Source organism: Bradyrhizobium sp. Ec3.3, assembly GCF_000472925.1.
GTDB lineage: Bacteria > Pseudomonadota > Alphaproteobacteria > Rhizobiales > Xanthobacteraceae > Bradyrhizobium.
Genome location: NZ_AXAS01000014.1, coordinates 119,483 through 142,134 on the forward strand (window position 1 = coordinate 119,483; position 22,652 = coordinate 142,134).

Annotated in this window: 25 protein-coding genes; 5 read left to right on the top strand and 20 right to left on the bottom strand. The window is 62.9% G+C overall.

All coding sequences use genetic code 11. The features are described from left to right. Window positions 1-29 precede the first annotated feature (29 nt). The 8 genes from YUU_RS0116315 to YUU_RS51020 all read right to left on the bottom strand — a co-directional run bounded on the left by YUU_RS0116315 (window position 30) and on the right by YUU_RS51020 (window position 5,681). Entirely contained in the window at window positions 30-353 is a 324-nt protein-coding gene (locus YUU_RS0116315; protein WP_027523345.1) for a hypothetical protein, read from the bottom strand. Window positions 354-454: 101 nt separating this feature from the next. Beyond that, complete coding sequence (locus YUU_RS0116320; protein ID WP_156944337.1) at window positions 455-778, bottom strand: hypothetical protein; 324 nt, start codon at window positions 776-778, stop codon at window positions 455-457. Window positions 779-875: 97 nt separating this feature from the next. Then, entirely contained in the window at window positions 876-1,730 is an 855-nt protein-coding gene (locus YUU_RS0116325) for a hypothetical protein (RefSeq protein ID WP_027523347.1), read from the bottom strand. After that, entirely contained in the window at window positions 1,727-3,010 is a 1,284-nt protein-coding gene (locus YUU_RS51015; protein ID WP_084801457.1) for a S49 family peptidase, read from the bottom strand. The genes YUU_RS0116325 and YUU_RS51015 overlap by 4 nt, the downstream gene beginning before the upstream one ends. Beyond that, window positions 3,007-3,213, bottom strand: a complete 207-nt coding sequence (locus tag YUU_RS0116335; protein ID WP_027523348.1) for a hypothetical protein — start codon at window positions 3,211-3,213, stop codon at window positions 3,007-3,009. Before YUU_RS0116335 ends, YUU_RS51015 begins: the two co-directional genes overlap by 4 nt. A 336-nt stretch (window positions 3,214-3,549) precedes the next feature. After that, on the bottom strand, window positions 3,550-3,726 hold the full coding sequence (locus YUU_RS58695) for a hypothetical protein (protein ID WP_156944338.1): 177 nt from the start codon (window positions 3,724-3,726) through the stop codon (window positions 3,550-3,552). A 22-nt stretch (window positions 3,727-3,748) separates the two neighbouring features. Then, complete coding sequence (locus YUU_RS0116345) at window positions 3,749-4,045, bottom strand: hypothetical protein (RefSeq protein ID WP_027523349.1); 297 nt, start codon at window positions 4,043-4,045, stop codon at window positions 3,749-3,751. A gap of 226 nt (window positions 4,046-4,271) precedes the next feature. Further along, window positions 4,272-5,681, bottom strand: coding sequence for a hypothetical protein (locus YUU_RS51020; protein ID WP_156944339.1), 1,410 nt, complete (start codon window positions 5,679-5,681; stop codon window positions 4,272-4,274). A 736-nt stretch (window positions 5,682-6,417) separates the two neighbouring features. On the opposite strand from YUU_RS51020, the gene YUU_RS0116360 reads away from it, so the two are divergent. Further along, on the top strand, window positions 6,418-6,597 hold the full coding sequence (locus tag YUU_RS0116360; protein ID WP_156944340.1) for a hypothetical protein: 180 nt from the start codon (window positions 6,418-6,420) through the stop codon (window positions 6,595-6,597). 241 nt (window positions 6,598-6,838) lie between these two features. Here the strand turns inward: YUU_RS0116360 and YUU_RS0116365 are convergent, their stop codons facing one another. Continuing rightward, a complete protein-coding gene (locus YUU_RS0116365) occupies window positions 6,839-7,045 on the bottom strand; it encodes a helix-turn-helix domain-containing protein (protein WP_027523352.1) in 207 nt (68 codons plus the stop codon). Window positions 7,046-7,152: 107 nt separating this feature from the next. On the opposite strand from YUU_RS0116365, the gene YUU_RS0116370 reads away from it, so the two are divergent. Continuing rightward, a complete protein-coding gene (locus tag YUU_RS0116370) occupies window positions 7,153-7,704 on the top strand; it encodes a hypothetical protein (protein ID WP_156944341.1) in 552 nt (183 codons plus the stop codon). Further along, window positions 7,701-9,017 (top strand): site-specific integrase, encoded by a 1,317-nt coding sequence (locus YUU_RS0116375; RefSeq protein WP_027523354.1) that lies wholly within the window; start codon window positions 7,701-7,703, stop codon window positions 9,015-9,017. Before YUU_RS0116370 ends, YUU_RS0116375 begins: the two co-directional genes overlap by 4 nt. 516 nt (window positions 9,018-9,533) lie before the next feature. Here the strand turns inward: YUU_RS0116375 and YUU_RS0116380 are convergent. The 8 genes from YUU_RS0116380 to YUU_RS0116415 form a co-directional block, all read right to left on the bottom strand. Beyond that, window positions 9,534-9,860, bottom strand: coding sequence for a hypothetical protein (locus YUU_RS0116380; protein ID WP_035662557.1), 327 nt, complete (start codon window positions 9,858-9,860; stop codon window positions 9,534-9,536). 242 nt (window positions 9,861-10,102) lie between these two features. Continuing rightward, on the bottom strand, window positions 10,103-11,953 hold the full coding sequence (gene ilvD / locus YUU_RS0116385; protein ID WP_027523356.1) for a dihydroxy-acid dehydratase: 1,851 nt from the start codon (window positions 11,951-11,953) through the stop codon (window positions 10,103-10,105). A gap of 161 nt (window positions 11,954-12,114) precedes the next feature. Next, window positions 12,115-12,975, bottom strand: coding sequence for an ABC transporter permease (locus YUU_RS0116390; protein WP_027523357.1), 861 nt, complete (start codon window positions 12,973-12,975; stop codon window positions 12,115-12,117). Beyond that, window positions 12,972-13,901 carry an ABC transporter permease gene (locus tag YUU_RS0116395; RefSeq protein WP_027523358.1) on the bottom strand — a complete coding sequence of 310 codons (930 nt, stop codon included), beginning with the start codon at window positions 13,899-13,901 and terminating at the stop codon, window positions 12,972-12,974. Before YUU_RS0116395 ends, YUU_RS0116390 begins: the two co-directional genes overlap by 4 nt. Next, the gene (locus YUU_RS0116400; RefSeq protein WP_027523359.1) at window positions 13,901-14,893 is read right to left on the bottom strand and encodes an ABC transporter ATP-binding protein; all 993 of its coding nucleotides are present in this window, start codon (window positions 14,891-14,893) and stop codon (window positions 13,901-13,903) included. Before YUU_RS0116400 ends, YUU_RS0116395 begins: the two co-directional genes overlap by 1 nt. Further along, a complete protein-coding gene (locus tag YUU_RS0116405; protein ID WP_027523360.1) occupies window positions 14,890-15,873 on the bottom strand; it encodes an ABC transporter ATP-binding protein in 984 nt (327 codons plus the stop codon). The genes YUU_RS0116400 and YUU_RS0116405 overlap by 4 nt, the downstream gene beginning before the upstream one ends. Window positions 15,874-15,876: 3 nt before the next feature. Continuing rightward, entirely contained in the window at window positions 15,877-17,514 is a 1,638-nt protein-coding gene (locus YUU_RS0116410) for an ABC transporter substrate-binding protein (RefSeq protein WP_027523361.1), read from the bottom strand. 30 nt (window positions 17,515-17,544) lie between these two features. Beyond that, entirely contained in the window at window positions 17,545-18,366 is an 822-nt protein-coding gene (locus YUU_RS0116415) for a sugar phosphate isomerase/epimerase (RefSeq protein WP_027523362.1), read from the bottom strand. An 811-nt stretch (window positions 18,367-19,177) separates the two neighbouring features. Between YUU_RS0116415 and YUU_RS56400 the strand changes: the two genes are divergently transcribed. Further along, window positions 19,178-19,465: a hypothetical protein gene (locus YUU_RS56400; RefSeq protein WP_245288029.1), complete on the top strand. Its 288-nt coding sequence runs from the start codon at window positions 19,178-19,180 to the stop codon at window positions 19,463-19,465. 180 nt (window positions 19,466-19,645) lie between these two features. On the opposite strand, the gene YUU_RS0116425 is transcribed toward YUU_RS56400, so the two are convergent. Both YUU_RS0116425 and YUU_RS51025 read right to left on the bottom strand, forming a co-directional pair. Beyond that, window positions 19,646-19,870: a hypothetical protein gene (locus YUU_RS0116425; protein ID WP_027523363.1), complete on the bottom strand. Its 225-nt coding sequence runs from the start codon at window positions 19,868-19,870 to the stop codon at window positions 19,646-19,648. Between the two features lie 162 nt (window positions 19,871-20,032). Beyond that, a complete protein-coding gene (locus YUU_RS51025; protein WP_051389767.1) occupies window positions 20,033-20,401 on the bottom strand; it encodes a nuclear transport factor 2 family protein in 369 nt (122 codons plus the stop codon). A gap of 758 nt (window positions 20,402-21,159) precedes the next feature. On the opposite strand from YUU_RS51025, the gene YUU_RS0116435 reads away from it, so the two are divergent. Further along, complete coding sequence (locus YUU_RS0116435) at window positions 21,160-21,543, top strand: universal stress protein (RefSeq protein ID WP_027523364.1); 384 nt, start codon at window positions 21,160-21,162, stop codon at window positions 21,541-21,543. Window positions 21,544-22,250: 707 nt separating this feature from the next. Here the strand turns inward: YUU_RS0116435 and YUU_RS0116440 are convergent. After that, on the bottom strand, window positions 22,251-22,637 hold the full coding sequence (locus YUU_RS0116440; RefSeq protein ID WP_027523365.1) for a GrlR family regulatory protein: 387 nt from the start codon (window positions 22,635-22,637) through the stop codon (window positions 22,251-22,253). Window positions 22,638-22,652 lie beyond the last annotated feature (15 nt).

Below are 22,652 nucleotides of genomic sequence, written 5' to 3' on the forward strand. Positions count from 1 at the left end.
CCCGACGCCGCCGAAGACCAATTCGTCCGCTAGGTCGCGGAGGCTTCGCCCGTTTCGGCGTCGGGACGGAAAAAAGCCAAGACGGCTTCCTTCACTTCCTTGCCCAGCTTCGCCTTGCCCTGCGACAAGATCGCCGGGTCCTTTGGTTCGACAAGGCAAACCTTGATGTAGGTCGCGATGACCTCGGCGTTCTCAACCATGAAGGGGCTGCCGCCGGCCGACGCCGCGATCGTGTAGGGATCACCGTGAACCAGGTATTCGTCGAACGTCGGTTCGCGCAGAACGATACGCTTGACTTCGCCTTCCGGCGACTGAAGCGGCTTCTTCAGGTTGATCGTTTTGGCTTCGCTCATAGAGTGTTTGTCCTCACGTGGATTGTTTGGGTTGAGAAGATCGGGCCGCGGGTCCTTCCCTTGAACCCCGCGGCCCGCACGACGCCGTGCCGCTTGGCCTGCTAGGCCGCAACCCAAGCGAACTTGTCGCCGGCGTTAACGAAGATGTCCTCGCGGTTACCTTGTGCTGCAGGATCGAAGTAGCGACGCGGGCCGTTCGTCGCATCGGGGGTCGGCCCGATCGCGTAGAAGATTGGTGCCGCCGCACTGATCGACAACACCGGACGCTGACCGGGAATGGCTTGCGGTGCCGTCACGGTGGACGTGCCGGCGCTTGCCATAGTCTGGGACCCAGTGGCGTTGAACGGAAGTGCAGATCCGCTGGAGCGGTCGCCTGCGTCGGCAATCGAGTATCCAAAAGTGATGTGAACGCCTGACAAAGCCATCTCTGAAGTCTCCGGTTTAGGGTTGAGGATTGAAGATTGGTGTTGACGCCACAGCTAACGGGCTGGGGGCGTCGATATCGTGTTGTGTCCGACCAACTTAGGCCGCATCCGATGCGGCATCATCGATCGCGATGAATTCCTCCAGGACGGGGCGTGCGGTCTTGCTCCTCTGATTTTCTTCGATTGTGTTCAGCGCAGTCGCAACTGCGTCCGGCACCACAAGAGCGCCGTCGAAAATCGGACCGGCAGCGTCCCACCGCGGGAAGCGAAGCTCTGTCGAGATCGGCAGAGCATGTCGGGCATTCTCGGCGGGGTGAAATCGGACATGACGGAAACGTCGTTTTACGCACCGCTGCGGTTGCGCATGCAGGCCGACAGGCAAAATTCCGCCTTGGACGGCATCCTGATCGCCGACGCGGTTGCCAGTTGAGAGGAAAGCCCACTGCTCAACTTCTTTGTCGGAAAGGACAACGCAGGCCTGGGCCGACGCGCCGCGGGCAAGATCGTCCGCGTAGGCAAGCTGCGAAAAGCCTTCCGGCGCCGCCTTGTTCAACAGATCTGTAGCCACCCGCGCGTCCGCAAACTCGCGAAGCGCCGTGGCTGTGATCTCCCACGCCTTCCGAAGCGCCTTCTGTCCGGATGCAGCTACCTTTGCGTTGATCTCGCCCTGCACGGCGTGACGCCGAGCAAACTCTTCTCGCGCGTCGCGGGCAAGAGCCGCTTCGTGTTCGGAGACAAGGATGTCGCGACGCTCCGTTCGCAGTGTCGCCTCGCGCTCGGCGCTAGCGATCGCATCTTCGATGACGGTCCTCGCAGCATCGTCACCATCGAGAATGGCAGCACGGCGCCGGGTCTGAAGGTTGGCGATCGTCGCGGCGCCTGCGGCGATCTCTTCGTCGAGTGCCGCTATGCGGGAAGCGAGCGTGGGAGATTTTGGCTTGGTGAAGATCATAGCTCAGGTTCCTTTTCGGCGAGTGAGCGTTGGCCGGCAGTTTCGAGAACAAGACCAAGCGGCTGTCCGCCGGCGCGGAGTTCCAGCGATCTGCCACCGCTACGGAGAACATCGGCTTCGGTCGGTACGGTTTTCAAAGCGCCCCTCACCACCTCTATCGGGAGAGCCGTCTGCGAGGCGAGGTAATAGGCAAACTGTCGTCGACCTTGGGCTTCCGGAAGGCTCGTCACCGTGTCGATCCGCGCCATAGCAGCTGCAAGGCCACCATCGGTAACGCCCAGTTGGAGACCTTCCGCGCGCCCTTCCGCGCGCGCGGTGGCGAGATCGGCTGCTGTGAACGTCAACTGTGCGGCGGGCGGCGGCAAACGACGCGTTGGCGCCGACGCCGTCAATTCAACCAGAACGCTTTCGAAACTGCCGACGGCATCGGCAAGACCGACCGCGACGGCATCGGCCCCGATGTAGGTTCGCGCTTCGGTGGCGCGAATTGCGGCTTCGGTCATGCCGGGCCGCCCCTTGGCGACGCTGGCGACGAACAGGTCATAGAAGCGATCGATTTCGGCTTGAATTTCACTCTTCACTTCTTTCGTCAAAGGTTCGTAGGGGTTGCCGTCAACCTTGCGCGCGCCGGCATGGATCAGCGTCGGCTTCACGCCTTCTTTCTCCAGTCGCTTCGAGTAGTCGGCGTGCAGCATGACGACGCCGATAGAGCCGGAAATCCCAGACGACGTCGTGATGATCCGCGACGCCTGCGCGGCGATCGCATACGCTGCGCTGGCTGCCATGCCGTTGATGACGGCGACGACCTCTTTCGATTGCGCAGCTGCGCGGACCGCATCACCGGCTTCAAAGGCACCGACCGCTTCGCCGCCCGGGCTGTCCATGTCGAGGATGATCGACGTCACCGAAGGGTCCGCCGCGGCAGCCGCCAGCTGAAACTTCAGTCCCTCATAGCTCTGAAGGCCGGAATAGGCACCTACCCACGCGCCGCGGTTTACAAGGCTACCCAGAACCGGGATCAGCGCGACGCCGTCCGATGTCGTCCGGTACGGCTTGCGGCCGGCCGATGGGTTCTTGGGGTCGACAGGTTCGTAACTCCCGACAAACTGGGAGCTCTGAGGCCCAGCCTTCTTCACGGCGCCGATCTCGACCGGACCTAGCGAAGCGGCATCAATCCCGATCCGACCGTCCAGAACGGACGCGATAACCTCAAGTTTCGCTGGGAGGATCATGAGCGGGCAATTTATGACGCGCTCAGCGACACGAAATAGCACGCTCATTCGTCGACGCCTTCAATCGCCATACGGGCAACTTCGACCGCGACCTCGGCTGAGTTGAGCAATTCCTTCGCTCGGATCGCTCCGATCAGGTCGCCGTCGACCAAAGCGACGCGGTATGCGCGCTCGGCTGCGCGCAGCGCGGCGGCCGCGCTCGCAAGGTTTCCCGCCTTCCTGGCTGGGGTCAGAGTTTTTTGAATGATCATCCGTGCGCTCAATCGTGGTGACAACGGCGAACGCTAAGCGATGACGAAGGGAAATCGCGAGCTTTTAATAATTGGTCGCTAACGCACTGGCGGTTTGGGCAAATCTCGCGTCGCCCCCGTAAGGAAACCGCGATTTTGAAAATTTCGGCTACGGTGGATATCGGCAGGCGTCTGACCCGTGCCCCATGCACCGGCCTCCAAAGGGTCCCTAAATGTTTTTTTGGAGGGGCCGCCCTCAACGGGAGGGCCGCGCCCATGCGTTGGCTGCCCCTTGCCCACGTCCGAGTGCGGTCGACGGGCACGCGCATCAGCGCGCGGCGTATCAGCTTGGCGGGGTTATAGCTCGGGGAGCTCGTCATTCAGGTCGGTCGGGTATCTGCGATTGATGTCATCGATCGCCGCCTGAGTTGAGGGCGGTAGCTTGCCCGGTCGCCGACGCAGTGAATGGTCTTCCGCGTGTTGCAATTGTTGGCCGTGTTCGCCCGTGTACCAGGTGGGATCGACCGTCGACATGCGCTGCTTCCTTTCTTCGTTTTCAGGAACTCATCAGATCGGCGGGCAGTTCATCGAACTCGTTGTCACCTGCGTCGCCTTCGTCGTCGTCACCTTCGTCACGGTCGCCGTCGTCAGCCGGCGGCGCTATGGCGCGCGCCGGCGATGGACGGTTATCCCTCGTCTGGTTGGGATCGGCAGCGATGACTTTCCAAACGTCGCGTTCGACTTCGTCGCGGATCACGACGACGAACGCATTGCCGAGCCTGCCGGTGAAGTAGGTATCACCAGTGGCAGATCGGCGTTGACGCAGAGTGAATAATTCAATGCCGTCGACCATGGTCTCTCCTGCTCAGCCCCAACGAAGCCATTGGGGGTTCATTGGGCCTCTGATTGGGTCTTGTCATTGGGGCGGGCGCTTGCTGCGCCCGCCGTCACACACCACCCATGAGGGGGGTCTGGGGGGTCTGAGGGGGTCTGTTTGGGTCCTCTCTTATTGATTTGGCATGCCATCTCGCGCGTGGGGGGTTGAAAGAGACCCCCTCAGACCCCCCAGACCCCCCCCGTCAAACTTCCTCGACCCACCACTTGGACCCGCCCTTCTTGTTGCTCTCGACGGCGAACCGCTTGCGATCGACGACCGTGCCCCGCCGGCGCTGGAGCCAAGCACCGAGGGTGCCAGCGGTCAGCTTTTGTTTGGTCGCCGTCTCCAGCGCCTCCAAAAATTCCGGATTGTCGCCGTCCGCCGTATCGATCGCTTGCGCACAGGTGCAGCTGTTTCCCACTCCCATGCCCACAGCGCTGGACCAAGCTTCCAACATCGCCCGCAGTTCGACCGTCTGCGGGTCGAGTTCTCGCGCTCTCTCCATAGAGGCGACGGGATCGGCTTTTCCGAGCCAGATCAGCGCTGACCGAACAACGTCGCTCCACCCTTCAAACGAGGCGAGGCGCTTGGCCGGCTGCGGCCGGCCTGCGGCCACGTAGGCCCTACAGATCGTCAGGGCGGCAGCGACATAGGCGCCTCGATCGCTCATGACCATGGCGACGGGATCCTTCCTAAAGACGCGCAGTTCCGGCCTCTCGATTTCCGGATCGAGCACTGCGGTAATGACCCGTCGGGTCATGTCGCCGATAATTGTGATGTTGTTTCCGCTTGCGAAGAAGGTCGTCCCACGCGCCTCGACGCGGGCGTTTTCCGAAAGGCCCAAGATGCGCATTCGAACGCTGGATCGTTCTATCGCGATGCACAGCGCGTCGCCGCCAAGTCCGTTCGTGACGTTGTCGATCGAAATCAGTGGCTGTCCAGCCATCAATGCGGCGCCGAGCCGCTTCTCCGTCTCTTCGTCATTTCGGCCGGCTGCCATCACTGGCATCAACTGCCCGATCGCTGCCGAGGCGACGACGTCCGACAAGTAGCTCTTTCCGCTCCCGGCCGCCGGCGCGCTGAACACATGCATCGGCGCGACCGGAAACGCGCCGCGCGCGATTGGCGTTATCAGCGCCGACAGGGCTACGGATTTTGATACGTCGTCAGCGAAGGGAAATTCCGTAAGAAGGTCTTCAAGAAGGCTAAGCGAGTGCAGCGCATCGGCCTTCGAAGGGCTCGCTGGAATTGCGGGCATCTTCGGCGGGGCGAGCAGCAGCAACTGGGTCGCCGGATCGTACCCGGGTCGGGTCAGCAACGACCCGTCCGGACGCATTGTTGGCGTCGTCAACACGCCGACAATGGTCTGGAAGTGCCACTCTCCCGTCCTCGCTAGGATGGTCTTCGCAACATCCATGGGAGGGTCGCATCGCGCCCATTCCTTTTCGCGAGAGCGGTACTTCTGGAAGATCGCGTATCGCGCCAGCAAGTCGCGAAGGTAGACGGCGTCAACCGGCTCAAGCCGGACAACAGCGCTCTTATGACCGTTCGCCGCGGCGACCGTCTCCACGATCGGCCGAACGAGATTGCCGCCGTACTGGTAGACGTCCACTTCAGCATCCAACAGCGCGCGTTCGCCTCGCGTGGCATTATCGGAGATATCGCCCAGCTGAATTATCGGGGGCTCGCGTCGTTGCGACGGTGAAATCAGCTCCGCAACATTAGTCATGAGGCGCCCCGCGTGTTTCCCGGTCGTTCAATGGTCCACGGACGGCCCTGTCTCTCACCGGGAAATCGTAACGGAGTAGCGCGACCGGGCCATACGTCGCGATCTTTAAGAAATTCGAGGGACAAGACATTGCCGGCGCTCAGGATTTCGGCTTCGGCCATAGCAGTTCAATCGTTCGCCGCGATGGAGATCGCTCTGCGGGTGGGAAGTTCGACCGAGCCGCCAAGGAGAGCTTCTGCGCGATCTCTTGAAGAGCTCCCGCCCAACCCCGCTCGGTAAGGAGGTCGAAAATCACGCGGTGCCAGGACGCATCGAACACTGGGCGCGGCGAGAGATACATGTCGACCAAGCTGTCAAGGTAGCCGGCAGACCACTTGATCCATTCGGCTTCGTCTCGCGATCGTGGTGCCTTGAGTTTCACCACCAATGCGTCCGCGGCGCCCTTCAAGGTCGCGTGCGCCGGGCCGCCGGAAAATTGGATGTAACGATGGAGGTCGGGCCGGCCCAGGGCTTCGCGAACGTAGTCCAGCGAAGCGGTTTCGAGCGGAACGTCTGATGTGAGCGCAACGGCAATATAGGCCGCGTGATACAGCGATACACAACGAAACACGTGCGCGCAGTGAACGATCGCGATCGCGAAGCGATCACGATCATCGAAGAAGGCAAGTCCAGTGCCCTTCGGGCGCCCACGCGATTTCTGCGTAAACGCCGCATCCCGCCTTTCCCGGTCTGCGCGGGATCGCTTTCGGCGCGCGCGACGCGCGGCTTGCCGACTGACACCTGGTTCTCTACCTGTTGACATGCCCGGCGTTCCCTCACGTCGGTGATCTATGGGGCTCGCCTGCGTTGCCGCGCAGCGCGGGCCCCGCGCTTTTTGGGCGGCGGCGCCGCCCGGTTCGGACTGACTGACGCAACTGGGGAATTGGCGGCACGCCGGATAGACGGAAACGGCGTGCCGCCGGTGCCACCGCTGTACATCCGAGCGGGGACAACCTGCGTCGACGGGCCAGGACCCGTCGACGATAGCTTCGGCAGGGGCCCTATCGAGCGCCCGCCTCTTCCATCATTTTGTCGAAGGCTGCTTTCGGCACGCGAAACAGCTTGCCGATCTTGATGACGGGGATTTCGCCTTTCTTCGCTGCCTCATAGGTAGCGTATTTCGTCAGGCCAAGCATTTGTCCGACATCCGGCCAGAGATCGTAAACGAGCCTCTCAGTTTGCTGCCCGTCTTGCGCTGCCTTCTTCATCCTGGCCACTCCGATATTTGGTGATTTACCAGATATAGAGTTGACTGGTTTGAATTCAAGTTTTATTTCTGGACATTCACCAAAAATCCTGACTAGTTTGGGTTGCCATGCCAAGTTTGACCAGTTTGCTTCCCACCATCGCCCCTCTGTTTGGGCTAACAGAACAAGCTCTGTACGAGCGTCAGCGCGCGCTTGTCCGGATGAACCTCCTGCCCGCTCCAAAGGGCCGCGGACGCGGGAGCGGAGCTGAAGCGACGCCGGAGAACGTCGCGCTTTTGACCGTTGCGGTGATGGTGACGGACAACCTGTCCGATACGGACGATCGCGTTCGTAAGCTAGCTTTCGCGCCCTTTGTCGACGGCAAGAAGGATCGTTGTCCCTGGACAGGCGCAACAAACTTTAAGGATGCGCTGAGCTTCATCCTGTCCGCCGATGCGCCCGAAGCCAAGCCCTCAATCTTCACCGACGTCACCGTGTCTCGCACCGAGCCTGTGGCTTCCATTGGGTTTGCTTGGCCGAAGCGTCGTCAGGGGTTCAGTCAGTTCGGCATTCGCGACCGGCGCCGGGATCGACTTCTTGTGGTGGCCGAACTTCCGAACAAGGCATTGCAGGAAATTCGTGTCGCCCTGCTCAACAATGAGGGAGCTGGATCATCATGAAGGGTTCAATCCGCGAACGTTCGCCCGGTCCCAAGGGCAATCGCCTGTCCAAGCGATCGCACGGAGATGGAAGCATCGATCGTCGCGGCGAGGAGATCTATCGCCTTCGCTACCGCGTGAATGGCAAACGCTTCACCAAAACGTTTCACGGCACGCTGGGCGACGCGCGAAAGGAATTGCGCGCGCTGCTGCGCGCTGGCGATACCGGCGAGCATGTTGATCCTAGTAAGCTGACCGTCGGCGAATGGATGGAACAATGGTTGGATGCCGGCGCGCCCGGACGGCGACGCAAGAAAGTCAGCCAGCGAACGTTAGAGCGCTACGGACAGTTGCTGCGAACGCACGTAAAGCCGGCGCTTGGCGACCAGCAGCTGCAGAAACTACGCGCTCCCGAAATAGACAAGCTGTATGCGGACATCGAGAGCAAGGGCGAGATCGCGCCACGGACTGCGCACCACGTCCACACCGTTTTCGGGGCCTGTCTGGCGACAGCATTTCGTAAAGGCACGATCGCCAGCAACCCCATGCTTCGTGTGGAGCGCGTCCCCAATCCGGAAGGCCAAGTCTTCGAGGATGAGGAGCTGGAGACCGACGAAATCGGAGAGGGCCTAGACGAGGCTGAGCTAGCCAGATTGATTGCCGGATTTGAGCCGTCCGGCCTATATCCCGTCGTGGTGCTCGCGGCAGCGACAGGCGCTCGCCGCAATGAGTTGCTGGCGCTTCGCTGGACCGATCTCGACGTCGAGAAAAAGACGCTGCGGATCGAGCGAGCATGGGAGCAGACCAAGAAGTTCGGGCTCCGGCTCAAACTGCCAAAGACCAAGCGTGGGCTGCGTACCATCGAGCTCGACGATGCCAGCGTTACGATGTTGCTCAAGGAGAAGGAACGTCATCAGCAGATTGTTGCCGGCATCCCCGACGGCGTTGACGTCGACCTGTCGCTGATCAAGCTGCCTGCCGTCGCCCTGATGTTCCCGGCGGTGCCCGAACCCGGCGAGGACTTCGACTTCACAAAGCCACGCAATCCGCGCAACTTCTCAAAGGAATTCGCCCGCCGGGCTGACCATGTCAGGGAGCAGGCTAGCAAGGCCGATCTGCCCAGCTTTGGCAAAATAAGGTTTCATGACCTGCGAGGCATCCACTCGACCGCCCTGCTTGACGCCGGCATTCCGGTTCATACCGTAGCCCAACGGATCGGCGATGACCCAGCCGTTTTGCTCCGGAATTATGCGAAGAGAAAAAGGTCGAAGCAGGCCAACAAGTCGGTTGCCGCGGCCATTGCAGCGTTCGCTTCAGAGTTCTTGCGGAAGTAGCGGTGGCGTCCGGAAGAGACATTTGGACCCAAACTTGGACCCAAACCAGCCGCATCTAGACGAAACTGGACAAACTGGTCGGCACAGGAGCAGGCCAGTAGATCGTTGAAAAGCCTAAAAAATCAAACTAGACGAGATCAAACGAGACCGCTCACTGCGTATTTCAAGACCGGTGCCTTAAACCACTCGGCCACCCTTCCCTGACAGGAATTTCAGTCGCTTAACGCAGGCGCTCCGCAAAGGCAACGCGAACTTGGCCCAAGCCGGGCGGCAAGTGCCCTCGCCCACCGGAACCGCCTGTAAGGTCGCTGTCAGCTTGGCGCCTTAGCTTGCGAAGCTTGCAACGGCCCTCATCACGTGGCCGGACACACTCAAATCCCGACATCGGCGCCGCCGCCCAGGGCGTCGCCGGTTACGAGGCCCGGTTGGACTGGTCTCCAACTCCGGGCCTCGTTCGCTTCAAACGAAAGCGCGGCGCCAGGGCGCCGCGCTTTTTTGTCCGCAACTGATTCTGGTTCAGTAGCCCCCGCAGGATGCGCAAGGCGAGGCGACCGGGGCGTAATAAGAGTAGCCGGGCGAGACCATCTCGACGCGCTGGCGCGTCGCATATTGCGGCGGGATGCGCTCGTACTGCACGCCGGGCGGGGCGACCATCACGGTCTGCGGCACCATCACGGTGCGGTATTGCGCGGGGGTGCGATGGGCAACGACGGCGCCGGGCGAGATCATCACGGTCTCATCGACGGCGCGATATTGCGGCGCCACGTATTGCTGCTGGTAGCAGGTCGTGCACGGCGGCGGGGTGTAGCAACTGTAGCAGCCGGCGGACGCTGCGCCCGTCATGGCGATGACGGCGGTTGCGCTGGCGAAAACGACGGCAATGGTACGAGACATGGTGGTAGTGCCCCAACAAGCGAAATGATTTGGATAGATAAATCGGCGTGCAGCAGTATACGCCGCGAAATCCGCATTGATGAAAGTTCGTCGGGGCATCCTTAACGCGACCAGCCAATTCTGGCTGGCCGCTAACGCTTCATTGACCAATCACAATCCGACCCGCGGATCGCAGCGCGCGATAGCGCCGCTCAGTTCGAGCGGCGCTTGACCTCGCGCACCGCGCCGCGCGCGGCGCTGGTGGTCAGTGCGGCATACGCTTGCAGCGCGGTCGAGACGTTGCGCTTGCGGTTCTGCGGCTGCCAGGCCGCATCGTCCCGCGCCTCCTCCGCTGCACGACGCTTGGCGAGCTCCTCGTCGGAGACGTCGAGCTGGATGCTGCGGTTGGGAATGTCGATCGCGATGCGGTCGCCGTCGCGCACGAGCCCGATGTTGCCGCCTTCGGCGGCCTCCGGCGACAGATGCCCGATCGAGAGCCCTGAGGACCCGCCGGAGAAACGGCCGTCGGTGACGAGCGCGCAGGCTTTGCCGAGGCCGACCGACTTCAGATAGCTGGTCGGATAGAGCATCTCCTGCATGCCGGGGCCGCCGCGCGGGCCTTCGTAGCGCACGACCACGACTTCGCCGGCAACGACCTTGCCGCCCAGAATGCCCTCGACTGCGGCGTCCTGGCTCTCGAACACGCGTGCGGGGCCAGAGAATTTCAGGATCGAAGCGTCGACGCCCGCGGTCTTCACGATGCAGCCGTCCTGCGCGAGGTTGCCGTAGAGCACGGCAAGGCCGCCGTCCTTGCTGAAGGCGTGCTCGAGATTTCGCACAACACCCTTCTCGCGGTCGAGATCGAGCTCGTCGTAGCGGCGCTCCTGGCTGAAGGCGACCTGGGTCGGGATGCCGCCGGGCGAGGCGCGATAGAAGGTGCGCACCGCCTCGCTCTTCGAGCGCTTGACGTCCCAGCGCTCCAAGGCGTCGGCCATGGTCGGTGCGTGCACGGTCGAGACCTTTGTGTCGATCAGGCCGGCGCGATCGAGCTCGCCCAGGATGCCCATGATGCCGCCGGCGCGATGGACGTCCTCGACATGCACGTCGGCGACGGAAGGAGCGACCTTGCAGAGCACGGGCACGCGTCGCGACAGGCGGTCGATGTCGTGCATGGTGAACTCGACCTGCCCCTCATGGGCAGCCGCAAGCAGATGCAGCACGGTGTTGGTCGAGCCGCCCATCGCGATATCCAGCGTCATCGCGTTCTCGAACGCCTTGAAATTCGCGACGTTGCGCGGCAGCACGCTCGCGTCGTCCTGCTCATAATAGCGGCGCACGAGATCGACGATGGTGTGGCCGGCCTCGACGAACAGCCGCTTGCGGTCGGCATGGGTTGCGACCACCGAGCCGTTGCCGGGCAGCGCGAGGCCCAGCGCCTCGGTGAGGCAGTTCATCGAATTTGCCGTGAACATGCCCGAGCAGGAGCCGCAGGTCGGACACGCCGAGCGCTCGATCACCTTGACGTCGTCATCGCTGACCTTGGAATCGGCGGCGGCGACCATCGCATCGATCAGATCGACCGCATGGGTCTTGCCGTGCAGCTTGACCTTGCCGGCCTCCATCGGGCCGCCCGAGACGAACACCGCGGGGATGTTGAGCCGCAGCGCCGCCATCAGCATGCCAGGCGTGATCTTGTCGCAATTGGAGATGCAGACGAGGCCGTCGGCGCAATGGGCGTTGGCCATGTATTCGACGCTGTCGGCGATCAATTCGCGCGACGGCAGGCTGTAGAGCATGCCGTCATGGCCCATGGCGATGCCGTCGTCGACCGCGATGGTGTTGAATTCCTTGGCGACGCCGCCGGCCTGCTCAATCTCGCGGGCGACGAGCTGGCCGAGGTCCTTCAGGTGGACGTGGCCGGGCACGAACTGGGTGAAGGAGTTGACGACCGCGATGATCGGCTTGCCGAAATCCGCATCCTTCATGCCCGTCGCGCGCCAGAGGCCGCGCGCGCCCGCCATGTTGCGGCCGTGGGTGGTGGTGCGGGAGCGATAGGCTGGCATGGCGGTTTCCGTCCTGGTTGGGTGGGGCCAGGCGGGAAATTTTGAAGCCGCCTCAGGCCTTTCCGGCCGGATAGCGCACGGGGTCGGCTCGCGCAACGGGAACTTGGGCCGGACAGGGCTCCCCTGCCCCAGGCGCGGCCTCCTCGTAGCCCGCCTTGCCCCTATTGAAGGGTCGGATCGAGCCGGTCACGCAGCCAGTCCCCGATCACTGAGACCGCCAGCGTCGTCGCGACGATGGTCGTGGCCGGCGCCAGCATGATCCAGGGCGCCCGGGTCAGGTACTCCCGCCCATAACCGACCATGTTGCCGAGGCTGGTCATCGGCGGCTGCACGCCAAGGCCGAGAAAGGACAGGCCCGATTCCATCAGGATCACCTCGGGGAAGACCAGCGTCGTCGAGACGATCAGGGTCGAGGCGATGTTGGGGAGAATGTGCCGCAGGTAAATCCGCGCCGGCGTCGCCCCTAACTGCCGGACGGCGGCCGCATAACCTTGCGCATTGGCCGAGATGGCAAGGCCCCGCGCGATGCGGGCATAGCGCTCCCAGCCGAACAGTCCCATCAAGCCGATCAGCAGCGGCAGCGAATTGCCGAAGAAGGCGAGCACCGCGAGCGCCATGATCAGGAAGGGCATGCTGGCCTGGAAGTCGGTCAGCATCAGCACGAGTTGCTCGACCACGCCGCGGAAATGCGCTGCGAGGAAGCCGAGCGTGGTACCGACGACGGCCGAGATCGCGGTCGCACCGAACGCAATCAACAGCGAGATGCGGATCGATACGAGCAGACGCGAGAGCACGTCGCGCCCGAGCTCGTCGGTGCCGAGCCAGTGCGCGACATTGCCGGGTGCCGACAGGCGGTTGCGCAGGTCGAGCTGGGTGAAGCCGTAAGGCGCGATCTTCTCGGCGAAGGCTGCGATCAGCAGCACCACGACGATCCAGGTGATCGCGAGCGCGACCGAGACCGGAATGGCCGGCAGGCTGATGCGACGGCGGATGGCGGTGTCCTTGAGCGTCGCATCGGTCATGCATGGGCTCCCTTCGCGCGCAAGCGCGGATCGAGGAAGCCGTAGAGGAAATCGACGATCAGGTTCGACGTGACCATCGTCATCGCGACGAGCAGCAGGATGCATTGCACGACGGAGAGGTCGCGGTTGGCAACCGCAACAACGAGCAGCCGCCCTACTCCCGGCCAGGCAAACACGCTCTCGACCACGACCGCGCCGGCGATCAGCGTTCCCACCATGAAGCCCAGAATGGTCACGGTCGGGATCGCCGCATTCGGCAACGCATGCGCGGTCACGACCTTGCGCCAAGGCACGCCCTTGGCGGAGGCGGTGCGGATATAGGGCTGGCCCAGCACCTCCAGCATCGCGCTGCGGGTAAAGCGCGCCAATACGGCCGCGCCGCCAAGGCCGAGGGTTGCGATCGGCAGGATCGCGTGGCGCCAGCTGTCCTGCCCGCCCGAAGGCAGCCACCCGAGCTGCACGGCGAAAACGAGCACGAGCAGCAGCGCCAGCACGAAGCTCGGCACCGTGAAGCCCGCAACCGCCGTGATCATCACTGCGCGGTCGATCGCCGAGCCGCGATTGAGCGCTGCGTAGATGCCGGCGGGAATACCGAGCGCCACCTTGAAGGCGAAGGCCGGCAGCGTCAGCGCGAGAGTTGCAGGGATCCGCTCCAGCACGAGCTGGATCGCGGGCCTTCCATCGCGCATCGAGCGGCCGAGCTCGCCCTTGGCGATGGCGCCGAAATAGTCGACGTACTGTATCCAGATGGGGTCATCGAGGCCCCAGGCCTTGCGGAAGGCAGCAAGGACCTCCGGCGGCGCTTCGGGCCCCAGGATCATCAACGAGGGATCGCCGGAGAGGCGCAAGACCACAAAGGCGAAGGTGACGACCAAAATGATCGTGAGCAGCGCGCGTCCGATCCGGATTGCAAAATAGCGGCCCATCACGCCGCATCCTGGCTCTGGGCCTGCGACCCGCTCACGAGATGGCAGGCGACCTGCCGGTCGCTCGCAATGGAAGACAGCGCCGGCAGCTCGGTCGCGCAACGCGAAATCGCGCGCGGACAGCGCGGATGGAAGGCGCAGCCGGAGGGGCGCGCGGCTGGGTTCGGCGGATCGCCCGAGAGCACGATGCGGCCCGCGCTGCGGCGGCCGGGCGCCGGCGAGGCCGAGACCAGCGCCTGCGTATAGGGATGCTCCGGACGGGCGAAGAGATCGTCGGCGCAGCCGGTTTCGACGATGCGGCCGAGATACATCACGGCAACGACATTGCTGATCTGCCTGACGACGCGCAGGTCGTGGCTGATGAACAGCATGGTCAGCGCAAGCTCGGCCTGGAGATCGGCGAGCAGGTTCACCACCTGCGCCTGGATCGAAACATCGAGCGCGCTGACCGGCTCGTCGCAGACCAGGAAATCAGGTTTTGTCGCCAGCGCTCGCGCCAGCACGATGCGCTGGCGCTGCCCACCCGACAATGCGCCCGGATAGCGCCGGCCGTGCTGTGGGTTGAGCTCGACGGACCTCAGCAGCTCCTGCACGCGCGCCTCGCGCTCGGCCCCAGTGCCGAGACCATGAACATCCAGCGGCTCGCGGATCTGGTCGGCGACGGGCAAGCGGCGGTCGAGCGCCCCCAGTGGATCCTGAAAGATCATCTGCATGCGCGCACGCTGCACGCGCCATTCTGGCGTCCCCGGCGCAGCCATCGACTTGCCGCCGAACCGCACCTCGCCGGCGTCAGGCGGCTCGAGCCCGAGCACGATGCGGCCCGTCGTCGACTTGCCGGAGCCGGACTCGCCGACGAGGCCAAGCGTCTCGCCCTTGCGGATGGAGAGTGATACGCCGTCGAGCGCGTGTACCGCCGAGCTCCGACCGAACATGCCTGAACGCATGGTATAGGTGCGCGAAATCGCAGCGACCTCGACGAGCGGCGCGCTCATTCCGCGGCGATCCCGAGCAGCGCTCGGCGCGAGGCTTCGGCGCGGACGCAGGCGACAGTGCGCGCATCGCCGAGCGGCGCAAGGCTGGGCGCACTGATGCCGCACTGCTCGACTGCCAAGGCACAGCGCGGCGCAAACCCGCAGCCCGCCGGCATTTTCGACGGGTCGGGAACGGTCCCCGGAATGGCCGCCAGCCGGCGACGTGGCCCGTCCAGCGGCGGCAATGCACCGATCAGGCCTTGCGCATAGGGGTGCCAGGGATCGTCGAACAGCGCCACCGCGGGCGCCTGCTCGACGATGCGGCCCGCATACATCACCGCGACACGGTCGCAATTCTCTGCGACGACGCCAAGATCGTGGCTGATCAGCACCATCGCCATGCCGAGTTCGCGGCGCACCGACGACAATAGCTCCAGGATCTGCGCCTGGATCGTCGCATCGAGCGCGGTGGTCGGCTCGTCCGCGATCAGCAGATCGGGGTTTCCGGCCAAAGCCATCGCGATCATGATGCGCTGGACCTGGCCGCCGGAGAATTCGTGCGGATAGGCCGAGAGCCGCCGCGCCGCGTCGGGAATGCCGACGAGGTCGAGCAGCCTTCGCGCTTCCGCTTTCAGCGCGTCGCCCGAGAGATCGCGATGCAGCGCCAGGGCTTCGCAAAGCTGCCTGCGGATGGTCAGTACCGGATTGAGCGCACTCGCCGGATCCTGGAAGATCATGGCGACGCGCCCGCCTCGCACCTGATCGAGCGTCGCGGCGGGCGCGCCGAGGATCTCACGCCCATCCAGCCGCACCGATCCCGAGACCCTCGCGTGACGCGGCAACAGGCCGAGCGCGGCCAGCCAGGTCACCGACTTGCCCGATCCGGACTCGCCGACGAGGCCGACGGCCTCGCCCTTGCGCACAGAGAGGTCGACGCCGTGCAGCACCGGCACGCCGTTGAAGACGACGCTTAAGGCCTCGATGCTGACCAGCGGCGACACGGCTTACGCCTCGAAATTGCCGGCGCGGAAGTCCATCGCGAAGGCGGGCGATGCCTTCCACTTGATCGACTTCGGCTTGGCGGTGAAGGTCGCATTCTGATGCAGGACCGTGTAGGCCGGATCCTCGCGCTCGGCGATCTCCAGCATGCGGCGGAATGCCTTCTTGCGCGCCTCGCGATCCGTCGAGGTCTCCAGGAACTCCGAGAGCTTGTTCAACTCCGCATTGGTCCATTCGCCGATCTGCTGCTGCTGGCCATTCGGTCCGTGCTGGGCCACCAGCGACGAGACGGGGTCGTTGAAGGCGGCCGAGTTCGACCAGTCGCGCACCGCGCGGGTCGGGGCGCGCTCCATGATCTGCGACCAGTTTTCCTTGGTCTCGATCTGAACGTTGAGGCCGACCGACTTCCACATCTCGACCAGGATCTGCGCGGTCGCAACCTGGTTGGTGTAGTAGTTGTTGAGCAGGCGATACGGAATGGGATCGCCCTTGTAGTTGGCCTGTTTCAGCAAGTCCTGGGCGAGCTTCGGATCGTAGGCCGGCACGCTCCAGTCGGCGATGAACATGTCGCCATAGAACTCCCACTGAAGGCCCTTCGGCACGCGGGTGCGGCCGGCCCACAGGCTGTCGACGATCGCCTGGCGATCGATGGCGTGGGTGAAGGCGCGCCGCACCAGCGGATTGGCGAGCTGGGAGTGGTTCTTGTCGAACACGGTCAGGCGGTGATTGAGGATGGTGCCGCCCTGCACTTCGAACGCCGTGTTCTTCTCGATGCCGGCGATCTGGTCCGGCGGGATGTCGCAGGCGAATTGGTATTCGCCCGAGAGCAGACCGTTGATGCGGCTCGCAACCTCGGGCACTTCGAGGAAGCGGATGCGCTTGAGCGGCGGACGGCCGCCCCAATATTCGTCATGCGCCTCCAGCGTCAGCGAGACATCCGGCTTGAGCTCGACGACCTTGTAGGGGCCCGTCGTGACCGGCTTTCGTGCCCAGTCGAGATAGCTCGCGGCTTCGTCCCAGGCGCGGCGATTCATGATGTCGGAGCCGTAGCGCGACAGCCGGCCCTCGATGGTGACGTCGGGAGTCGCGTTGTAGAAGCGCACGGTGTACTTGTCGACAGCGTTGACGCGCACGAGGTCCGGCCAGATGCGGCGAGCAACCGCCGGCACGTCCGGCGGCAATTCCTTGCCGGGCCGCGGCGTCGGGATCTTTTCGAACGCCTGGATTGTGGAACGGCTCTTGGCCTCGGTCTCGCCGAACATGCGCTCGCGGCTGAAGGTGAAGACGACGTCTTCGGCCGTGAGCTCGTCGCCATTGTGGAATTTCACACCCTGGCGCAGCTTCACCTCGACCGTCTGGTCGTCGATGCGCCGCCACTCGGTCGCAAGCCCCGGCACGGCTTCGAGATTGCCGCGGAAATTCTTGGAGATCAGGCCTTCCCAGATCGAGGAGAAGAACACGCGTTCGCCGACATTCGACTGCTCGCGCAGCACGTCGAGCACGTTCGCGTTCGTGACCTTCTGCACCGCGATCGTGACCGAGGGACGATTATCGCCTTGCGCGATCGAGAACCGCGGCAGGAGCAGCGTGCCGGCGGCAGCCGTGCCGGACTTCAGGATGGTGCGACGGGTGAGCTTGCTCATGACGATGACCCCTGCCCTTGTTTGTGTTGGCTATTCAGCGAGACCGAGCGACTTGAGATGAGCCGCTCCCGCATGGACGCGATCGTGATTGCGCAGTTCGAGGATCAGCCGCGGATTGGAATTGAGGCGCCCCAGCGCACTGAACACAGCGGCCCAGCGGATATTGCCTTCCCCCGGCGCCCAATGGCGGTCGGCAAAACCGTCGGTGTCCTGGAGATGCACATGCGCCAGCATGTCGCCGGCCGCATCGACGTAGTAATCGACCGGCGGCGCGCCGGTGGAGATATGGGCGTAGTTGGCATGGCCGGTGTCGAGCGAGACGCGCACCTTCGGGCTCTCGAGCGCTTTCGCAAGGCGCACGCGGTCGCGGGGATCCTTGTCCTCGATGTTCTCGATGACGATCTCGCAGCCGCTTTGCTCGGCCCGCGCGATCACTTCGGCAAGCGTCGACCGCACCCGCTCGACCAGATTGCCGCGGCTCTCGGGGTAGAGGTCGAGATTGTTGTGATCCCAGGTTGTGAAGGGCGAATGGATGACCATCTGCGTCGCACCGAGGAACTCGGCCGCGTCCAGACCTTGAAGCAGCCGTTTTGTGACGGCCTGGCGGATCATCGGATCGTGGCTGTCGATCGTGAAGCCCCAGAACGGGCCGTGGATGCCGAGCCGGCCGGTGTGACCCGCGAGCATCTGCTTGATCTCGCTCGCCGTGGTGCGCCAGTCGCTGTCGAGGAGGTCCGCTCGGAAAAAATCCTGGATCTCGAGATCACGCTGGCGTTCGAGGAGCCAGTCGCGGTGCGCGGGGATCGATTTGATGGACAGAGCAGCGCCCAGCACAGGCAGCACAGCGGTCATGTCTTGAACTCCCTTGGCCATCGCGTGATGACATGGGCAGCGCTAACGCAGTTCAGTGACAGGCCGGTGAAAGGCAGGTTCCCGACGTTCAGGGAGATGTGGACATCGCGTCGGCCTCAGCACACGCTCGCGTCGCACTGAGACGGCAGTTCACGTCCGTAGTGACGCGGATAGCAACGTCCGAGAATTTCGCGTATCTCGGCGCGCGGCCGACGGCCAACGCGCATCACACTTTCCTGGCCGCGTCACATGGGCGGGGGCGCCATGGGGCGGGGGATGAAGTCACGAGGTCCGGACTCCTAGGCACTCCGGACCTCGTGGCAGCTCGTCCCGTGCAGCCGCCACTTCGCGCGCATCGAGCCTGGAAGCAATTCGCGCCACGCCGTCGATGACCCGCCCTGTAGAACGTCGTCCGTGTCCAATGTCGCCGGCATCAGATAACAATTTCGAAACCAGCTCGAAGGGCCCGTGATCGACTAAGCAGTTCGCCCAACGCGGCTTGTTGCGGTGATCGAGCCATTCCTGCGCAGCTTTTAAGTGACCTACATAACATACTGGCCGCCCTGTCATCCCGTAGTCTGTTGCTGCGGGTCCTTGATGCGACACCTCCAGCCCTCCAGCCAGAGCCTCGCGCCATCCACCTGCACAGCCCCCGTCGAGCGCATCGGCGGGGGCTTCTCTCGCATAGCCTGCCAAACAACAGTGACTTTCCCTTGCGCTCACCCTCCGGCTGCGGGAACCTACGCCCGACTGCTTGGTTGGAACTAAGCTCCGGTAAAGCCGCCGAGTTTCTCCTCAGGAGTCAGTCAGGATGCTGCCGGGGAAATCGAGAAAAATGCGGAACTGGATGATGCTTGCGCTGGAATCAAACCGCGTGATCGGGTTGCGTCTGGCGAAGCTGATGCGAGGTGGCAAGGGCGCTCAGCGTGAAGCCGAGCGCATGGTCAGTGAAAAAATACAGGCGGCCGCTAAAGCCGGCGCAAGCTTCATGGCTGGCGCCTCGAGCGATGAGATTGTGCGTCAATATCGAAAGCGGGTGGCGGCAAACGCCAAGCGTCTGACCCGGCAGCCAAGACGACGCAAACAAAAATCCCCCTGATCCCGCCAATGCGGTGTGAGCCATTCGCGGGAACCGTAATGGCTGAAATAAGTGGTGTAGGCCTGATGCGTCCGCCTTTGGCCGCTAATGCGCGCTGGCTTGCCCGGTTCTGGCAGCGGACCGGCCGGAAGAACGCACCAGCGGGGCGCGCTGCATACCGCGTGCGGCTGGGCCGGGCTCTCAATCGGGGTTGTCCAGCTTGTCTATCTCAGCCCTCGCCAGCGCCGTGGCTTTCTCGATGGCCTGCTCTCGCGTGAGGGTGTTGCCGCTCAACCGGCGTGAGACAAGGTTGTCCCAATAGAACCTGACCGATTTCCGTCCGTCCGCGAACCATACCTCAAGACTTCCGCAGTCATCGTCTACGCCACGGTGAGGGATGATGCGGATGGGGTCGCCTTCGGCCATGGGTGAATTGCTACCATTCCGGCAGCATGGGGACAACGGCCGTGACCCTGGCCAGGTGATTTCGGTTTCGACGATGCCAATATCTCGCGGTGCTCGAGCAAGGCGGCGACGAAGAATGGCGACGCCATTGTCGCCGACCGTCAGCGGCAAGGTCGAGCTTCTTCAGTTGGGTGAGATTCTAGCGGCGCGATCGATCAATGGGCCGCAACTCGTGTAGATGATCTTGTTGGAGCGATCGAAGCGAAAGTAAAAGCGGACCGGCTTACCTTCATAGCTCTGGTAATCGATCTGAACCCCGTGGCCGGTCAGGACCACATCGTCAAGGTTAAAGGAGCGCCTGCTTTCGAGCTTCGGTGCCCAATAGGCCGCGATCGAACTTCGTCCCGTCAAGGTCACCCCCTCGCACCCGCATTCCATGACCGCGCGCTCGTCATATAGATCGAGCAGAGCGTTCATGTCTCCCCGTCGGCAGGCATCGAGCCAGTCCACGACGGCGGCAAGAGGATCGAATTCGTCCCGTGAAATCGACATGAGGTCCCATACAAAACTGTCGCCGCTCCCGATCGCGACGTAGGCGCACCTGGATAAGGAAAACGGCCCGGAGGAACTGGGGGGCTCCGGGCCGAGTGTTTCCTCAACTAAAGACCCCTCGTGCGGCGAGGAGGCTAGGCTTCCAAGGAAACACCACGGTCAACCGCAGAACGCGCGCCGCTGCAAATATCTTTCTGGTAAGGCAGATTAACTCGGCGCAAGCTTCATCCGTTTTGAGGACCGGTCTCGCGCCGCTGTTGGGACTCAGCATACGTGAGCCCAGAAGGATCGGCTTTGAGGGCGAGCGCATAAACCTTCGTATAGGTCCGTTACCCGTTTAGATGACCGACGTTTACCGAGTTTCAATTGAGCCGCGACCGCGAGCGTCTTATCTACAGGGTATGCGGTAGCGCTCCCGCTATCGCTGCCCTCCTTGGGCGTTTCCTCCCTAGACTTGGGCCGCTTGTGGCAACGCAGGCGGCCGTTCTTTTTCTGTGACCCCCTCTCGGGTTCTTTGGAGAGCGTGAGAACTGGGGTACGCGCGACCACTCCCTTCGAGGATATCTGCTCCGAGAAAATCCGTTGTTGCAGTTATAGAAAAGGCGGTGCGTCTCGCCTCGAAGTGACGCGGTGAGCCACGCGCCGACATATGGTCGCGGCAAGATGGGCCGATTGATGTATCGCAAGACTATATCCGAAACGCGGGCCCAACTTACCTTCGGAAGGCAGCTATACGTTCAGACAATCGGGAGTGAAGCATGTACCGGCATATTCTCATTCCGACAGATGGGTCGGTGCTGGCGGAGCATGGGGTGGCGCATGGGTTGGCGTTGGCGAAGTTCGTTGGAGCCAGGGTATCCGCAATCAACGTTGTGGAACCGCTTTTTGCAGTGACAGGCGACTTTGCGAGCGTGTTGGATCACGTGGCAAATGCAGCCAAGGAGGCCGGTGTTCCCTGCGAGACAATTCAGGTGGAGAACGGGCAGCCGCATCAAGCCATCATCGCAACAGCCCAGGACAAAGGCTGCGATCTCATTGTTATGTCATCGCATGGGCTCAGCGGACTTTCCATGCTTCTAATGGGCAGTGTGACAAACAAGGTGCTGACCAACGCGAAAACGCCCGTGCTGGTTTGTCAGTGAATGTTGCAGCGCGGCTGGCTCGAGCTGCACGAGGCGGCACCTATAGCTCTTGAAGGCAGGAGCGCCGCCAACTGAAGCGACCACTTGCTTTATTTCTTAGCTGGCAGCTTCGCCGGGACTTGCGGCGTTGAGCTGACAATCTTCACGCTTCCATCGGATTCGTGACTTTTAATCGTCTCCAGAACTAGAAAGAACTTTTCCGCAAGCATTGCGGTCCTCCCTGGCAGTCGATTTGGGGAGCAAGAATATCACGACGGCGGAACCCGATTCTTAAAGTTTGACAATTTGGTGCATCGCGAAAAATGCGACCTCGATCATTTTAGAGCACCCTGCTTTGGCTACCTGAGGATGGGATTTAGGAGCAAATCCGGCCGTGACCCAGCGAACGTTACACACAATCGAATGGAACGCTTATCCGCTTCAAATCCCACCAGCGAAGGAGCGCTTGCTGTTGATCGTGTCAGCAGCCGGCCAGCCACCAAGTCTCAAGCTCATAGGCAAAAGTGAGGTTGCGATCGGATACTGGACCGGCGACGCCTTTCGGGTGATGTCCGGCTTTTTGCGACCACGGCTGACCGATTGGCAGCCGGCGGTTACCCATTGGGCGAGACTTGCACCATGTTTGCCCACAGGGATCGATCTTGTTCGCGACAGACGATTCGAGCCTGACGTTCGGGATTGAGCAATCACGACGTCGCCGCGATGCTCTACATCGCTTCTTTCAGCGTCAACCGCGCCGTGAAGGTCACGCTGGTCTTGCCGACCAGCGCCATGCCTTCGATCTCGGCGCAGCCGGCGGAATAGCCGCCGGAGAAACCGCAGGTGACCTCCCTGCCGGCGAACGCTAGCGACTTGCCGACCACCTCGGTGTGCTGATTGACCGTCATCTCGCCGCGCCACTTGCCGTTCCGGAACGTGTAGTGGCCGGTGTAGTAGAAATAGCTGTCGCCGCCCATGATGCGGCCGTCGCAGAGCACGGCGACGCCCTTGGCCTGGCCGCGCTTGCCATCGCGCATCGCGATCTCGAAGAAATAGAGGCCGTTGACGACCCCGCTGTGATCGTCGGCCGTTTCCGGCCTAGGCGCGGCCGCCATCAGACTATCCCCTTA

What these genes read in the sequence shown, in the direction of transcription:
- YUU_RS0116315 (WP_027523345.1), bottom strand. Translation starts at nt 353, where the DNA reads ATGAGCGAAGCCAAAACGATCAACCTGAAGAAGCCGCTTCAGTCGCCG.
- YUU_RS0116320 (WP_156944337.1), bottom strand. Translation starts at nt 778, where the DNA reads ATGGCTTTGTCAGGCGTTCACATCACTTTTGGATACTCGATTGCCGAC.
- YUU_RS0116325 (WP_027523347.1), bottom strand. Translation starts at nt 1,730, where the DNA reads ATGATCTTCACCAAGCCAAAATCTCCCACGCTCGCTTCCCGCATAGCG.
- YUU_RS51015 (WP_084801457.1), bottom strand. Translation starts at nt 3,010, where the DNA reads ATGAGCGTGCTATTTCGTGTCGCTGAGCGCGTCATAAATTGCCCGCTC.
- YUU_RS0116335 (WP_027523348.1), bottom strand. Translation starts at nt 3,213, where the DNA reads ATGATCATTCAAAAAACTCTGACCCCAGCCAGGAAGGCGGGAAACCTT.
- YUU_RS58695 (WP_156944338.1), bottom strand. Translation starts at nt 3,726, where the DNA reads ATGTCGACGGTCGATCCCACCTGGTACACGGGCGAACACGGCCAACAA.
- YUU_RS0116345 (WP_027523349.1), bottom strand. Translation starts at nt 4,045, where the DNA reads ATGGTCGACGGCATTGAATTATTCACTCTGCGTCAACGCCGATCTGCC.
- YUU_RS0116365 (WP_027523352.1), bottom strand. Translation starts at nt 7,045, where the DNA reads ATGAAGAAGGCAGCGCAAGACGGGCAGCAAACTGAGAGGCTCGTTTAC.
- YUU_RS0116370 (WP_156944341.1), top strand. Translation starts at nt 7,153, where the DNA reads ATGCCAAGTTTGACCAGTTTGCTTCCCACCATCGCCCCTCTGTTTGGG.
- YUU_RS0116375 (WP_027523354.1), top strand. Translation starts at nt 7,701, where the DNA reads ATGAAGGGTTCAATCCGCGAACGTTCGCCCGGTCCCAAGGGCAATCGC.
- YUU_RS0116380 (WP_035662557.1), bottom strand. Translation starts at nt 9,860, where the DNA reads ATGACGGGCGCAGCGTCCGCCGGCTGCTACAGTTGCTACACCCCGCCG.
- ilvD (WP_027523356.1), bottom strand. Translation starts at nt 11,953, where the DNA reads ATGCCAGCCTATCGCTCCCGCACCACCACCCACGGCCGCAACATGGCG.
- YUU_RS0116390 (WP_027523357.1), bottom strand. Translation starts at nt 12,975, where the DNA reads ATGACCGATGCGACGCTCAAGGACACCGCCATCCGCCGTCGCATCAGC.
- YUU_RS0116395 (WP_027523358.1), bottom strand. Translation starts at nt 13,901, where the DNA reads ATGGGCCGCTATTTTGCAATCCGGATCGGACGCGCGCTGCTCACGATC.
- YUU_RS0116400 (WP_027523359.1), bottom strand. Translation starts at nt 14,893, where the DNA reads ATGAGCGCGCCGCTCGTCGAGGTCGCTGCGATTTCGCGCACCTATACC.
- YUU_RS0116410 (WP_027523361.1), bottom strand. Translation starts at nt 17,514, where the DNA reads ATGAGCAAGCTCACCCGTCGCACCATCCTGAAGTCCGGCACGGCTGCC.
- YUU_RS0116415 (WP_027523362.1), bottom strand. Translation starts at nt 18,366, where the DNA reads ATGACCGCTGTGCTGCCTGTGCTGGGCGCTGCTCTGTCCATCAAATCG.
- YUU_RS56400 (WP_245288029.1), top strand. Translation starts at nt 19,178, where the DNA reads ATGCTGCCGGGGAAATCGAGAAAAATGCGGAACTGGATGATGCTTGCG.
- YUU_RS0116425 (WP_027523363.1), bottom strand. Translation starts at nt 19,870, where the DNA reads ATGGCCGAAGGCGACCCCATCCGCATCATCCCTCACCGTGGCGTAGAC.
- YUU_RS51025 (WP_051389767.1), bottom strand. Translation starts at nt 20,401, where the DNA reads ATGTCGATTTCACGGGACGAATTCGATCCTCTTGCCGCCGTCGTGGAC.
- YUU_RS0116435 (WP_027523364.1), top strand. Translation starts at nt 21,160, where the DNA reads ATGTACCGGCATATTCTCATTCCGACAGATGGGTCGGTGCTGGCGGAG.
- YUU_RS0116440 (WP_027523365.1), bottom strand. Translation starts at nt 22,637, where the DNA reads ATGGCGGCCGCGCCTAGGCCGGAAACGGCCGACGATCACAGCGGGGTC.